At 69.5% G+C, this 14,434-nt stretch carries 12 protein-coding genes; 10 read left to right on the top strand and 2 right to left on the bottom strand.

Annotated elements, in window-relative coordinates; all coding sequences use genetic code 11:
• Positions 1–118 precede the first annotated feature (118 nt).
• Positions 119–562, bottom strand: a complete 444-nt coding sequence (locus tag ACIRR9_RS48750; RefSeq protein ID WP_123972506.1) for an SRPBCC family protein — start codon at positions 560–562, stop codon at positions 119–121.
• A gap of 204 nt (positions 563–766) precedes the next feature.
• Here ACIRR9_RS48750 and ACIRR9_RS48745 point away from each other — a divergent pair, with 204 nt between their 5' ends.
• The 3 genes from ACIRR9_RS48745 (at position 767) to ACIRR9_RS48735 (ending at position 4,131) form a co-directional block, all read left to right on the top strand.
• Positions 767–1,804 (top strand): Rv2578c family radical SAM protein, encoded by a 1,038-nt coding sequence (locus ACIRR9_RS48745; RefSeq protein ID WP_403766261.1) that lies wholly within the window; start codon positions 767–769, stop codon positions 1,802–1,804.
• A gap of 151 nt (positions 1,805–1,955) precedes the next feature.
• Entirely contained in the window at positions 1,956–3,524 is a 1,569-nt protein-coding gene (locus ACIRR9_RS48740) for an alpha/beta hydrolase (protein ID WP_403766258.1), read from the top strand.
• A 73-nt stretch (positions 3,525–3,597) separates the two neighbouring features.
• Positions 3,598–4,131 (top strand): GNAT family N-acetyltransferase, encoded by a 534-nt coding sequence (locus ACIRR9_RS48735; protein WP_403766255.1) that lies wholly within the window; start codon positions 3,598–3,600, stop codon positions 4,129–4,131.
• On the opposite strand, the gene ACIRR9_RS48730 is transcribed toward ACIRR9_RS48735, so the two are convergent.
• Positions 4,118–4,693, bottom strand: coding sequence for an adenylosuccinate lyase (locus tag ACIRR9_RS48730; RefSeq protein ID WP_403766252.1), 576 nt, complete (start codon positions 4,691–4,693; stop codon positions 4,118–4,120). The genes ACIRR9_RS48735 and ACIRR9_RS48730 overlap by 14 nt on opposite strands.
• Before the next feature lie 382 nt (positions 4,694–5,075).
• Here ACIRR9_RS48730 and ACIRR9_RS48725 point away from each other — a divergent pair, with 382 nt between their 5' ends.
• The 7 genes from ACIRR9_RS48725 (at position 5,076) to ACIRR9_RS48695 (ending at position 14,388) form a co-directional block, all read left to right on the top strand.
• On the top strand, positions 5,076–6,908 hold the full coding sequence (locus tag ACIRR9_RS48725; RefSeq protein ID WP_403766249.1) for a 3-hydroxyacyl-CoA dehydrogenase family protein: 1,833 nt from the start codon (positions 5,076–5,078) through the stop codon (positions 6,906–6,908).
• A 160-nt stretch (positions 6,909–7,068) separates the two neighbouring features.
• A complete protein-coding gene (locus ACIRR9_RS48720; RefSeq protein ID WP_365347028.1) occupies positions 7,069–7,881 on the top strand; it encodes a TetR family transcriptional regulator in 813 nt (270 codons plus the stop codon).
• A 408-nt stretch (positions 7,882–8,289) separates the two neighbouring features.
• Complete coding sequence (gene ccrA, locus ACIRR9_RS48715) at positions 8,290–9,633, top strand: crotonyl-CoA carboxylase/reductase (protein WP_403766246.1); 1,344 nt, start codon at positions 8,290–8,292, stop codon at positions 9,631–9,633.
• 17 nt (positions 9,634–9,650) lie between these two features.
• The gene (locus tag ACIRR9_RS48710) at positions 9,651–11,699 is read left to right on the top strand and encodes a protein meaA (RefSeq protein WP_403766243.1); all 2,049 of its coding nucleotides are present in this window, start codon (positions 9,651–9,653) and stop codon (positions 11,697–11,699) included.
• Positions 11,696–12,661: a CoA ester lyase gene (locus tag ACIRR9_RS48705; protein ID WP_365684806.1), complete on the top strand. Its 966-nt coding sequence runs from the start codon at positions 11,696–11,698 to the stop codon at positions 12,659–12,661. Before ACIRR9_RS48710 ends, ACIRR9_RS48705 begins: the two co-directional genes overlap by 4 nt.
• Positions 12,662–12,666: 5 nt before the next feature.
• A complete protein-coding gene (locus tag ACIRR9_RS48700; RefSeq protein WP_217547894.1) occupies positions 12,667–13,179 on the top strand; it encodes a MaoC family dehydratase in 513 nt (170 codons plus the stop codon).
• Between the two features lie 3 nt (positions 13,180–13,182).
• The gene (locus ACIRR9_RS48695) at positions 13,183–14,388 is read left to right on the top strand and encodes an acyl-CoA dehydrogenase family protein (protein WP_403766239.1); all 1,206 of its coding nucleotides are present in this window, start codon (positions 13,183–13,185) and stop codon (positions 14,386–14,388) included.
• The last annotated feature ends 46 nt before the right edge of the window (positions 14,389–14,434 follow it).

Genomic DNA, 14,434 nt, shown 5'->3' with positions numbered 1-14,434 from the left:
TTAGGCGACAACTACGGGCAAGCGCGACGAGTTACGGTTCAAAGCCGGTGGAGACGGAGATCCACTCGAACCGGTGAGGGGCCGGGCGCGGGGCCAACGGCCCCTGTCCGCCGGGAGGTTACTTCTCGACCTCGGCGGCGAGCTTGGCGAGCACCGCGTCGTAGATCCGGCCGAGGCCCTTGGGCGCGAAGGTCTTCTCGAAGAAGCCGCCGATGCCGCCGGCACCCTGCCAGGTGGTGTGGACGACGACCTTGGACCTGCCTTCGCCGGCCGGGGTGACGCGCCAGGTGGTGACCATGGAGGAGTTGCGGTCCTTCTCGACGAGTTCGCCGTCGGTGGGCTCGCTGACCTCCAGGAGGCAGTCGCGGACGCGCTTGCTGGTGGCCTGGAGCTTCCAGTGGACGAGGGTGCCCTCGCCGTCGCCGCCCTCGCGCACCTCGTACTCGCTGAAGTGCTCGGAGAGCAGCTTCGCGCGCGTGCCGCTGTAGTCGGCGACCGCGTCGAACACCGTTTCCGCGTCCGCGGCGACGACCCGCTCGGTAGTGGCCTCGACCTGCGCCATTGCGTTCCTCCAGCACCTGAGTTCTCGGGGTTGCGCCAAGCCAACCACCCCGGCGCCCGGCCGCCCAAATCGGGGTGCCGGAAGCGGGCCTCAAGCGGTCGGAAACGCGATCGGAATCGGCGCCCGCGCGGTCTCCACAGATCGTTCGCACGATCACGGGAACAGATGTTCTATTCTATGGCGCAGTGCTACCGAGGAGGCGTCATGCGCTGGGAGAACCTCACCGAGGAGGCCGAGCACGGCCGGGCCGGGACCGCGCTGTTCGGCGCGGACGCGGTCACCACCCGCACCTTCGACACGCCCGAGTTCCGGGGGATCACGTTCCACGAGGTGCGGGCGCGGTCGATCATCAACCGGGTACCGGGCGCCTCGCGGATGCCGTTCGAATGGACGGTGAACCCGTACCGAGGCTGTTCGCACGCGTGCGTGTACTGCTTCGCCCGCAAGACCCACAGCTATCTGGACCTGGACACCGGGATCGGCTTCGACAGCCAGATCGTGGTCAAGATGAACGCGCCCGAGCTGCTCCGCCGCCAGCTGGGCTCGCGGCGCTGGCTCGGCGACCACATCGCGATGGGCACCAACGTCGACTGCTACCAGCGCGCCGAGGGCCGCTACCGGCTGATGCCGGGGATCATCTCCGCCCTCACCGAGCACGCGAACCCGTTCTCGATCCTCACCAAGGGCACGCTGATCCTGCGCGACCTCGACCTGCTGCGCCGGGCGGCGGACGTCACGGAGATCGGCATCTCGGTCTCGGTGGGCTTCGTCGACCCCGAGCTGTGGCGCACCGTGGAGCCGGGCACCCCGGCCCCCGAGCGCCGGCTGGACGTCGTACGCGCCCTCGCCGGGGCCGGTATCGGCTGCGGGGTGCTGATGGCGCCGGTGATCCCCTTCCTGGGCGACCACCCGGCCCAACTCCGGGCCACCGTGCGGGCGATCGCGGCGGCCGGGGCCACCTCGGTGACGCCCCTGGTGCTGCATCTGCGGCCGGGCGCCCGCGAGTGGTACATGAGCTGGCTGGCGGCCCACCACCCGCATCTGGTGCGGCGCTACGAGCGGCTGTACGCGGAGGGCGCCTACGCGCCGAAGTGGTACCAGCGCCGGATCACCCGTCAGGTGCACGAGCTGGCCCAGGAGTACGGCATCGGGCCCGACCGGGCCGGCACGCCCCGCCGGATCCCCGTGCCGGCGACGAACGAGCCCGAGCTGCCGGAGCCGACCCAACTGACGCTGCTCTGAGCGCGTTCGCACCGGGGAGCGTTCGAGCGCAACCCTCGGACCAATTGGGTCAATAATCGTCAGATCAGGTTCTTCCGGGCGCCGTTTCCGGGACGATGCGGCGAGGACCGTGACACGTGCGGTCCGCGATCCCTCCGTCCTGGGAGGACCCATGCGAACACGCGCAGCCGTGCTGTGCGCCGCCGCCGCTGTCGTGGCCGGGTCGGTCACCGCCCTGCCCGCGAGCGCCACCACCCGATCCCCCGTCCAGGTCTCCTCGGTGACCTGGAAGAAGTGCGGTACCACCGACTACCCGACGCTGCAGTGCGGCTCGGTCAGGGTGCCGCTCGACCACGCGAAGCCGGGCGGGAAGCGGATCACCCTCGCCCTCTCCCGCGTCCCGCACACCGCGTCGGCCTCTCAGGGGCCGCTGCTGGTCAACCCCGGCGGCCCGGGCGGCAGCGGGCTGGCCCTCGCGGGCTTCGTGGCCTCCGCGCTGCCCAAGAAGGTGGCGGCCCGGTACGACATCATCGGCTTCGACCCGCGCGGGGTCGGCCGGAGCAGCCCGGCGATCGACTGCGCGCCCGGCTTCTTCAAGCCGGTGCGCCCCGACTCCGTCCCGGCCACCACCGCCCTCGAAGAGGCGAACCTCAAGCGCGTGAAGTCGTTCGCGGCGGCCTGCGGCAAGAAGTACGCGAGCCTGCTGCCGTATCTCGACACGGTGAGCGCCGCACAGGACCTCGACTCGATCCGCCAGGCCCTCGGGGCCCGCCGGATCAGCTACTTCGGCTACTCGTACGGCACCTACCTGGGCGCGGTCTACGCGAAGCTGCACCCGGACCGGATCCACCGGCTGGTCCTGGACTCGATCGTGGACCCGACGGGCGTCTGGTACGAGGACAACCTGAGCCAGGACCACGCGTTCAACGACCGGCAACGCGCCCTGATGGCCTGGATCGCCAAGTACGACTCGACGTACAAGCTCGGCACCGACCCGGAGAAGGTCGAGGCCAAGTGGTACGCCATGCGGGCCGCGCTGGCGAAGAAGCCGGCGGGCGGCAAGGTCGGCGCCTCCGAGCTGGAGGACACCTTCATCCCCGGCGGTTACTACAACGGCTACTGGCCCTACCTGGCGGAGGCCTTCTCCGCCTACGTCAACGGCAAGAAGACGACGGCGCTGGTCGAGGCGTACCGGAACTTCGCCGCCGTCGACGCCTCGGGCGAGAACGGCTACAGCGTCTATGCGGCCGTCCAGTGCCGGGACGCCTCCTGGCCGCGGGACTGGAACCAGTGGAGCAAGGACAACTGGGCGGCGTACGAGAAGGCGCCGTTCATGACCTGGAACAACGCCTGGTACAACGCGGCGTGCGCCTACTGGCCGACGAAGGCACTGAAGCCGACGGACATCGCCAACGCCGAACTCCCGCCGGCCCTCCTCTTCCAGGCCACGGACGACGCGGCCACCCCCTACCAGGGCGGCGTCACGACCCACCGCCTGCTGGCCGGCTCCGGCCTGGTCGTCGAGGAGGGCGGCGGCAACCACGGCATCACACTGAGCGGCAACACCTGTCTGGACAAGTACCTCGCCACCTACCTGACCGACGGCAAGGTCCCGCACGGCACCGGCACGGCCGACGCGACCTGCCGCAAGACCCCGGACCCGAAGCCCCTGAAGACGAGGGCGGCGTCGACGTCGTCCCACGGCTCGACCCTGCACGGCCTGCTGGGCTTCCGCGGCTGAGCGCGCGCCGACGGCCCCCGGTGACCCGGAAATCCCGGGTCACCGGGGGCCGTTCGCTGTCTAGGGTGCCGTCATGAACGACGACTTGCTCCGCATTCGGCCGATGACGCTCGACGACTGTGGTCGCGTCTCCGAGATACGCGTCCGGGGCTGGCAGTACGCCTATCGGGGGCTCATGCCGCAGCCGTTCCTGGACGGGCTCAGTGTCGAGCGGGATGCCGAGCGGCGGCGGGGCCGGTTCCGGGACGGGGAGGACGGGGTGACGGACCTGGTCGCCGAACGACATGGGGAGGTCGTCGGGTGGACGGCGCACGGGCCGTACCGGGACCGCGAAGTGCGCACCGGTGACGCCGAGTTGTACGCGATCTACCTCGATCCGGCGCATCTCGGCAGCGGAGCCGGGCGCGCGCTCCTGGAGACGGTCCTCGACCAGTGCGCCGGGCACGCGCGCGTGTATCTGTGGGTGCTGAAGGGGAACGCGCGCGCCCGGAGGTTCTACGAGATCGCGGGCTTCCGGGCCGACGGCGCCGAGGAACCGTACGAGGTCGACGGGGTGCCGGTGCCCGAGGTGCGGTATGTCAGGGGCCGCGGCGTCATCGCGGCCTAGGGATGCGGGCGAGGGCGCCCACCGCGGCCTCGGCGAGCGTCGGGTGGGCCAGGGCCTCGTTCAGGACGCGGCGGGCGCGGGGGTCGGCGAGGGTGCCGAGGCCGTCCACGCAGGCGAGGGCGACCTTGCGGTAGGGGTCGTGCGGGCGCAGCCGGCGTTCCAGCGTGGTGATGAGGGCGGGTACGGACTCCGGGGCCCGCAGTTCGACCAGGAGACGGACCGGGTGGAAGGCGTAGGCGACGCGGAGTTCGTTGGTGGCGAGGGCGGCTGCCGCGCGGGCGGTCCGCGGGTCCTGGAGGCGGGCCAGGGCGTGCGCGGCGGAGGCGCAGCGCGGTGGGTCGCGGTGGTTGAGCAGAAGCACCAGGGTCTCGAAGGCGCGCCGGTCGCCGGCCCTCCCCAGGCGGAACGCGGCCAGTTCCCTGGCCCACAGGGGCTGTCCGGCGGCGGTGAGCACCTCCGCCAACTCGTCGTGGTCCTCGGTGGCCAGGAGCCGGTCGTAGCCGGCCGTTCCCTGCGACTCCTGGCGCAGACGCTCCGTGAGTGATCGCAACTCTTCGTCCACGAAGCCCAGCGTAGAGGGGTTGCGGGAGGAGAGGGACGTACATCACAAAGTCGGGGGACTGGCGTGCTCGTTACCCGCCGGTTAAGCTCAATCGAGCGAGTCACCCACTCGCAGTAACGCTCACATCGGTTTGGTGACGCAGCCGCCGTGAGCATCAGGTCGGTTCGGTACCTCGGTACCGCAGTACGACCCGGCTCCGGGACAGGGCCGGTCGGAATCCGCCGCTCCCGGGCGTGTGCACGCCCGAGCCGGCAGCACCGGGCGTGTGCGCCAGCAGCCCGGAACCACCCGCATTCACGCAGCTCTCTCTCCGCACCCGGTGTGCCCCCTCGGCGCACCCGGGCGCGTTTCCAGTCGTCACCCTCATTCCTGGAGTCCCGCGATGGCCACTCCCCTGTCCGACCCTTCCCTGTCCCCGCTCAGGACCGTCGCCGTCGTCGGCCTCGGCACCATGGGCACCGGAATCACCGAGGTCCTCGCCAAGGCCGGCCGCGAGGTGATCGGCATCGACGTCAGCGAGGCCCAGGCCGCCCGGTCCCTCGCCGCCCTGGAGGCCTCGACGTCGCGGGCCGTGGCGCGCGGCAAGCTCACCGAGCAGGAGCGTGCCGACGTCCTCGCCCGGGTCCGCACCGGCACCGACCTCACCGCCGCGGCCGACGCCGACCTGGTCATCGAGGTGACTCCGGAGTCGTACGACATCAAGCACCAGGTCATCCGCGAGCTGGACGGCATCGTCCGCCCTGAGACCATCCTCGCCACCGGCACCAACGCGCTCTCCGTGACCCGCCTGGCCGCCGACTCGGCCCGCCCGGAGCGCGTCCTCGGACTGCACTTCTTCAACCCGGCCCCCGCGATGAAGCTGGTCGAGGTCGTCTCCTCGGTCCTCACCGCGCCGAGCGCCGTCGCCGCCGTCACCGGCCTCGCCATCGAGCTGGGCAAGGAGCCGGTCGCGGTCGGCGACCGCCCCGGGTTCGTCGCGGACGGGCTGCTGTTCGGCTACCTCAACCAGGCCGCCGCGATGTACGAGGCGAAGTACGCCTCCCGCGAGGACATCGACGCGGCCATGCGCCTCGGCTGCGGCCTCCCGATGGGCCCCCTGGCCCTGCTGGACCTGATCGGCATCGACACCGCCCGTACGGTCCTGGACGCCATGTACGCCGAGTCCCGCGACCGGCTGCACGCCCCGGCCCCCATCCTCAAGCAGCTCAGCGAGGCGGGCCTGACCGGCCGCAAGTCCGGCCGCGGCTTCTACACCTACGAGGCCCCGGGCTGGGGGCCCCTCCCAGCGGTAGCTGGGGGAGCCGCGGTCGTCCGCGACGCGCAGACCCCGCTGGACGGCGCCGCGCTCACCCAGGGCCGTACGGTCCGCTCGGTCGGTGTCGCCGGCTCCGGCACCATGGCCTCCGGCATCGCCGAGGTCTTCGCCAAGGCCGGGTACGAGGTCGTCCTCGCCGCCCGCAGCGAGGAGAAGGCCCAGGCCGCCAAGGCCCGTATCGGCAAGTCCCTGGACCGTTCCGTCGGCAAGGGGCGGATGACCGCCGAGGCCGCCGCCCAGACCCTGGATCTGATCACCCCGGCCGGCTCCTACGACGCCTTCTCCGACGTCGACCTGGCCGTCGAGGCCGTCGCCGAGGATCTGGAGGTCAAGCGGCAGCTGTTCGCGACGTTCGACAAGGTCTGCAAGCCGGGCGCGGTCCTGGCCACCACGACCTCCTCGCTGCCGGTCGTGGCCTGCGCCCGCGCCACCTCGCGTCCGCAGGACGTGATCGGCATGCACTTCTTCAACCCGGCGCCGGCCATGAAACTGGTCGAGGTCGTGCGGACGGTGCTGACCGCCGAGGACGTGCACGCCACGGTCCGCGAGGTCTGCACGAAGATCCGCAAGCACGCGGTCGACTGCGGTGACCGGGCCGGATTCATCGTGAACGCGCTGCTGTTCCCCTACCTCAACAACGCGATCAAGATGGTCGAGGAGCACTACGCGTCCCTCGACGACATCGACGCGGCGATGAAGCTCGGCGGCGGCTACCCGATGGGCCCGTTCGAGCTGCTCGACGTGGTCGGCCTGGATGTCTCGCTCGCGATCGAGAAGGTCCTGCACCGCGAGTTCCGCGACCCGGGCCTCGCCCCCGCGCCCTTGCTGGAGCACCTGGTGGCCGCGGGCTGCCTCGGCCGCAAGACCGGCCGCGGCTTCCGCGAATATGCCCGCCGCTGACGGCCTCGGCGACTGGTTCCGGGACGAGGACGACTGGGGCGGCCTGCTCGACCCCGGCAGCCAGCTCCCGCCCACCCGGCCCGGCGGTCCCCCGCCCCTCGCGGGCGGGGGAAACCCCGGACATGCGCATCAAGCTGCGCACATGCAGTACGTTCGGGTCATGTCCCAGCCCGCCAGGTCCTCACGTACACCAGCCACGCCCGACGCGCCGGAAAGTGCCGCGGGCAGTCGCGCGGCGGCCCAGCGGCTCAAGATGCGCCGCGAACTGGCGGCCGCCGCGATGGAACTGTTCGCGACGAAGGGGTACGAGGCGACCACCGTCGACGAGATCGCGGCCGCGGCCGGGGTCGCCCGCCGCACGTTCTTCCGTCACTTCCGTTCCAAGGAAGAGGCGATCTTCCCCGACCACGACGACACGCTGATCCGCGCGGAGGCGGTGCTCAACGCGGCCCCGGCCCATGAGCACCCGCTCGACACCGTGTGCCGTGGCATCAAGGAAGTCATGAAGATGTACGCGGCCCGGCCGGAGATCTCGGTCGCCCGCTACAAGCTCACCCGTGAGGTGCCCACCCTCCGCGAGGCCGAGATCGCGTCGGTGGCCCGCTACGAGCGGCTCTTCACCCGCTACCTCCTCGGCCACTTCGACGAGCACGCGCACGCGGACGACGCGAACGACGACCCGCTGCTGGCCGAGGTCGCCGCGTCGGCGGTGGTCACCGCCCACAACCACGTGCTGCGGCGCTGGCTGCGGGCGGGCGGCCAGGGGGATGTGGAGGCGCAGCTGGACCATGCCTTCGCGATCGTGCGGAAGACGTTCGGGACGGGCATCGGGGCCGGGCGTTCGACGGCGCCCAAGCCGGCGGGCCCCGCGACGGTGTCCTCCCAGGGCGAGGTGCTGGTCACCGTCGCCCGTACCGACGCCCCGCTGGACGAGGTCATGCGGACCATCGAACAGGCTCTCAAGGAACGCTGAACCCTCCCGCGGGGTGTCCCGCGACACTCCGTGCCTGTGATGACGGCCACCCGCCCGGGTGGCCGTTTTGGCATGTCAGGGGCTCTTTTCAGGCACCTTTCATGGGCCGTTCGATCGATCATCGCTCATTTGTTACGTAAAGATTTCATCTGAGGCGAGGTTCTGGCACTCAGTGCCTTGCGGCATGACACGCGGTGTCATACGTTGATGGTGTCCGGCCTGTCCCGGTGAGCCCACCAGCTCCCCCGCCGGACGCCTGCGTCACAGGCAACCTCCCGCGCCACAAAGCGCTGCCGAAGCACCACCCCCGCCGAACCGACGGCATCTTTCCCAAAACCCTCAGCAGCACCGACGTAACCCTCAGCGCCCCTTCCCTCAAGGGGCGCAAGCATCGCCGGAGGCAACACCGTGACCACTCAGGCCATTCTGGACGCGATCCAGTCGCCGGACTCGACGCCGGCCGACTTCGCCGCCCTGCCGCTCCCCGAGTCGTATCGCGCGATCACCGTGCACAAGGACGAGACGGACATGTTCGCCGGTCTGGAGACCCGCGACAAGGACCCCCGCAAGTCCATCCACCTCGACGAGGTGGCCCTGCCCGAGCTGGGCCCGGGCGAGGCCCTGGTCGCCGTCATGGCGTCCAGCGTCAACTACAACTCGGTGTGGACCTCGATCTTCGAGCCGCTGTCGACCTTCGGCTTCCTGGAGCGCTACGGCCGCCTCAGCGAGCTGACCAAGCGGCACGACCTGCCGTACCACATCATCGGTTCCGACCTCGCGGGCGTCGTCCTGCGCACCGGACCGGGCGTCAACGCCTGGAAGCCGGGTGACGAGGTCGTCGCGCACTGCCTCAGCGTGGAGCTGGAGTCCAGCGACGGGCACAACGACACGATGCTCGACCCCGAGCAGCGCATCTGGGGCTTCGAGACCAACTTCGGCGGTCTCGCCGAGGTCGCGCTGGTCAAGTCCAACCAGCTGATGCCGAAGCCGAACCACCTCAGCTGGGAGGAGGCCGCCGCCCCGGGCCTGGTCAACTCCACCGCCTACCGGCAGCTGGTCTCCCGCAACGGCGCCGGCATGAAGCAGGGCGACAACGTGCTGATCTGGGGCGCGAGCGGCGGACTCGGCTCGTACGCCACGCAGTTCGCGCTCGCGGGCGGCGCCAACCCCGTCTGCGTGGTGTCCTCGCCGCAGAAGGCGGACATCTGCCGGTCGATGGGCGCCGAGGCGATCATCGACCGCAACGCCGAGGACTACAAGTTCTGGAAGAACGAGCGGGAGCAGGACCCGCGCGAGTGGAAGCGCTTCGGCAAGCGGATCCGCGAGTTCACCGGCGGCGAGGACATCGACATCGTCTTCGAGCACCCCGGCCGCGAGACCTTCGGCGCCTCCGTCTTCGTCACCCGCAAGGGCGGCACCATCACCACCTGCGCCTCCACCTCGGGCTACATGCACGAGTACGACAACCGCTACCTGTGGATGTCCCTGAAGCGGATCATCGGCTCGCACTTCGCCAACTACCGCGAGGCCTGGGAGGCCAACCGGCTGATCGCGAAGGGCAAGATCCACCCGACGCTGTCGAGGACCTACTCCCTGGAGGAGACCGGCCAGGCCGCCTACGACGTGCACCGCAACCTCCACCAGGGCAAGGTCGGCGTCCTCTGCCTCGCCCCCGAGGAAGGCCTCGGCGTGCGCGACGAGGAGATGCGTGCCAAGCACCTCGACGCCATCAACCGCTTCCGCAACATCTGAGACACCCGAGGTCATAGATGACTGAGCGTCAGAATGCCGCAGGCACGCGGGAGAAGGACCGGCCGTGGCTCATGCGCACGTACGCCGGCCACTCCACGGCCGAGGCGTCCAACGAGCTGTACCGGCGCAACCTCGCCAAGGGCCAGACAGGTCTGTCGGTGGCGTTCGACCTGCCGACGCAGACCGGCTACGACCCCGACCACATCCTCGCCCGCGGCGAGGTCGGCCGGGTGGGCGTGCCCGTCTCGCACCTCGGTGACATGCGCCGGCTGTTCCAGGACATCCCCCTGGAGCAGATGAACACCTCGATGACGATCAACGCCACCGCCATGTGGCTGCTGGCGCTCTACCAGGTCGTCGCGGAGGAGCAGGGCGCGGACATCACCAGGCTCCAGGGCACGACCCAGAACGACATCGTCAAGGAGTACCTGTCCCGGGGGACGCATGTCTTCCCGCCGGGGCCGTCGCTCCGCCTGACGACGGACATGATCGCGTACACGGTCTCCCACATGCCGAAGTGGAACCCGATCAACATCTGCAGCTACCACCTGCAGGAGGCGGGCGCCACGCCGGTCCAGGAGATCGCGTACGCCATGTCGACGGCCATCGCGGTCCTCGACGCCGTGCGCGACAGCGGCCAGGTGCCGCAGGAGCGGATGGGCGATGTCGTCGCCCGTATCTCCTTCTTCGTGAACGCGGGCGTCCGGTTCGTCGAGGAGATGTGCAAGATGCGGGCGTTCGGCCGCATCTGGGACCAGATCACCCGTGAGCGGTACGGCATCGAGGACGCCAAGCAGCGCCGCTTCCGGTACGGCGTCCAGGTCAACTCCCTCGGTCTGACCGAGGCGCAGCCGGAGAACAACGTCCAGCGGATCGTGCTGGAGATGCTCGCCGTGACGCTGTCGAAGGACGCACGTGCGCGTGCCGTGCAGCTGCCGGCCTGGAACGAGGCGCTCGGCCTGCCGACGCCCTGGGACCAGCAGTGGTCGCTGCGGATCCAGCAGGTCCTCGCCCACGAGAGCGACCTGCTGGAGTACGAGGACATCTTCGAGGGCTCGCACGTCGTCGAGAAGAAGGTCGCCCAGCTGGTCGAGGACTCCCTCGCGGAGATCGACCGGATCCAGGAGATGGGCGGCGCGATGGCCGCCGTCGAGTCCGGCTACCTGAAGTCGCAGCTGGTCTCCTCGCACGCCGAGCGGCGGGCCCGGATCGAGTCCGGCCAGGAGAAGATCGTCGGCGTCAACATCTTCGAGACGACCGAGCCCAACCCGCTGACCGCCGACCTGGACACCGCGATCCAGACGGTCGACCCGGCGGTCGAGGCGAGGGTCGTGGCGGCGATCGGCCACTGGCGCGACACGCGCTACCAGCCGCCGTTCAACCACCCGCGGCCCTGCAAGGCCCTGGAGCGGCTGAAGGAGGCCGCCAAGGGCACCGGCAACCTCATGGAGGCCACCCTGGAGTGCGCCCGTGCGGGCGTGACGACCGGTGAGTGGGCGGGGGCCCTGCGGGAGGTGTTCGGCGAGTTCCGGGCGCCCACCGGGGTCTCCTCGGCTCCCATAGCCGTCCCCGTCGAGCCGGGCTCGGCGCTGGCCGAGGTGCGGGCCAGGGTGGATGCCACGGCTCGTGACCTGGGCAGCGGCAAGCTCCGCTTCCTGGTGGGCAAGCCGGGCCTGGACGGTCACTCCAACGGCGCCGAGCAGATCGCCGTGCGCGCCCGTGACGCCGGCTTCGAGGTGGTCTACCAGGGCATCCGGCTGACGCCCGAGCAGATCGTGGACGCGGCGCTGGCCGAGGACGTGCACGCGGTCGGCCTGTCGATCCTCTCCGGGTCGCACGCGCAGCTGGTCCCGGACGTCCTGGAACGACTCCGTGTGGCCGGTGCCACAGATATACCCGTGATCGCCGGTGGCATCATCCCGAACGGGGATGCCGAGCAGCTGCGGGAAGCCGGAGTGGCCGCGGTGTTCACCCCGAAGGACTTCGACATCACCGGAATCATCGGCCGCATCGTCGACGAGATCCGGAAAGCGAACAAGCTCGACCCTCTGGAGGTCCCCGCATGACCACGCCCGTCAACCGGCTCCGCCCGCGGCGCTCGTGCCTGGCAGTACCCGGTTCGAACCCCCGCTTCCTGGAGAAGGCGCAGGGGCTCCCGGCGGACCAGGTCTTCCTCGACCTGGAGGACGCGTGCGCGCCGCTCGCCAAGCCCGGGGCGCGGCACACCATCGTCAAGTTCCTCAACGAGGGCGACTGGACCGGCAAGACGCGCGTGGTGCGCGTGAACGACTGGACGACCGAGTGGACGTACCGTGACGTCGTCACGGTCGTCGAGGGCGCCGGCCAGAACCTCGACTGCATCATGCTGCCGAAGGTGCAGACGGCCCAGCAGGTGGTCGCCCTGGACCTCCTGCTGACCCAGATCGAGAAGACCATGGGCTTCGAGGTCGGCAAGATCGGCATCGAGGCGCAGATCGAGAACGCGCAGGGCCTGAACAACGTCAACGAGATCGCGACGGCCTCCCCGCGCGTCGAGACGATCATCTTCGGCCCGGCCGACTTCATGGCGTCCATCAACATGAAGTCGCTGGTCGTGGGCGAGCAGCCGCCCGGCTACCCGGCGGACGCCTACCACTACATCCTGATGAAGATCCTGATGGCCGCCCGCGCCAACAACCTCCAGGCGATCGACGGCCCCTACCTCCAGATCCGCAACATCGACGGCTACCGCGAGGTCGCCCAGCGCGCCGCCGCGCTCGGCTTCGACGGCAAGTGGGTGCTGCACCCCGGCCAGGTCGAGGCGTCCAACGAGATCTTCTCGCCGTCCCAGGAGGACTACGACCACGCCGAGCTGATCCTGGACGCGTACGACTACTACACGTCCGAGGCGGGCGGCAAGAAGGGCTCCGCGATGCTCGGCGACGAGATGATCGACGAGGCCAGCCGCAAGATGGCCCTGGTCATCTCCGGCAAGGGCCGGGCCGCCGGTATGCAGCGCACGTCGAAGTTCGAGATCCCGGAGGCCTGAGCGCGATGCAGTTCGGACGCACGTATGAGGAGTTCGAGGTCGGCGCGACGTACAAGCACTGGCCCGGGAAGACGGTCACGGAGTACGACGACCACCTGTTCTGTCTCCTCACCATGAACCACCACCCGCTCCACATGGACACGAACTACGCCGAGAAGACGACGGACTTCGGCAAGAACGTGGTGGTCGGGAACTACATCTACTCGCTGCTGCTGGGCATGTCCGTGCCGGACATCTCGGGCAAGGCGATCGCCAACCTGGAGATCGAGTCGCTGAAGCACGTGGCGCCGACCTTCCACGGCGACACGATCTACGGCCAGACGACCGTGCTCGACAAGTGGCCCTCCAAGTCGAAGAACGACCGCGGGATCGTCTACGTCGAGACCAAGGGCTACAAGCAGGACGGCACGCTCGTGTGCATCTTCCGCCGCAAGGTGATGGTGCCGACCGAGACGTACATCAAGGAGCGCGGCGGCGAGCAGCCGGGCCGCCCCGAGCTCAAGGAACAGGGGAAGTAAGCGATGGCCCGTCTCGCCCAGACCGCCGGTCTGACCGATGTCCAGCAGGAGATCCTCTCCACCGTCCGCGACTTCGTGGACAAGGAGATCATCCCGGTCGCCACCGAGCTGGAGCACCGCGACGAGTATCCGCAGCAGATCGTCGACGGCCTCAAGGAGCTCGGCCTGTTCGGCCTGATGATCCCCGAGGAGTACGGCGGCCTGGGCGAGTCCCTCCTGACGTACGCGCTGTGCGTCGAGGAGATCGCCCGCGGCTGGATGTCCGTCTCCGGCATCATCAACACGCACTTCATCGTGGCGTACATGCTCAAGCAGCACGGCACGCAGGAGCAGAAGGACCACTTCCTGCCGCGCATGGCGGCCGGCGACATCCGGGGCGCGTTCTCGATGTCGGAGCCGGGCCTGGGCTCGGACGTGTCGGCGATCACCTCGAAGGCGGTGAAGGACGGCGACGAGTACGTCCTGAACGGCCAGAAGATGTGGCTGACGAACGGCGGTACCTCGTCGCTCGTGGCCGTCCTCGTCCGGAGTGACGAAGGACACCCCGAGGGTACGGCGCCCCACAAGTCGATGACGACCTTCCTCGTCGAGAAGGAGCCCGGCTTCGGCGAGGTCCGCCCCGGCCTCACCATCCCGGGCAAGATCGACAAGATGGGCTACAAGGGCGTCGACACCACCGAGCTGATCATGGACGGGCTGCGGGTCCCGGCCGATCGGGTGCTCGGCGGCGTCACGGGCCGAGGTTTTTACCAAATGATGGACGGAGTCGAGGTCGGCCGCGTCAACGTGGCGGCACGCGGCTGCGGTGTCGCCCAGCGCGCGTTCGAACTCGGTGTCCGGTACGCCCAGCAGCGTCACACTTTCGGCAAGGCGATCGCCCAGCACCAGGCCATCCAGTTCAAGCTGGCGGAGATGGCCACCAAGGTGGAGGCCGCCCATGCCATGATGGTCAACGCTGCACGCAAAAAGGACTCCGGCGAACGAAACGACCTTGAGGCCGGGATGGCGAAGTACCTCGCCTCCGAGTACTGCAAAGAGGTCGTGGAAGATGCCTTCCGGATCCACGGCGGCTACGGGTTCTCGAAGGAGTACGAGATCGAACGTCTCTACCGCGAGGCGCCGATGTTGCTGATCGGCGAAGGCACCGCCGAGATCCAGAAAATGATCATCGGGCGTAGATTGCTCGAAGAGTATCGATTCCAGGGCTGATTGTCCCGGTACGGGGTGTTTTCTTCGAGAAGAAGATCACACCCCG

It is taken from the genome of Streptomyces sp. NPDC101234, assembly GCF_044767525.1.
GTDB classification, from domain to species: Bacteria; Actinomycetota; Actinomycetes; order Streptomycetales; family Streptomycetaceae; genus Streptomyces; species Streptomyces sasae.
Note: the sequence above shows the minus strand (reverse complement) of the source record. Positions and strands in the feature narration are given on the sequence as shown.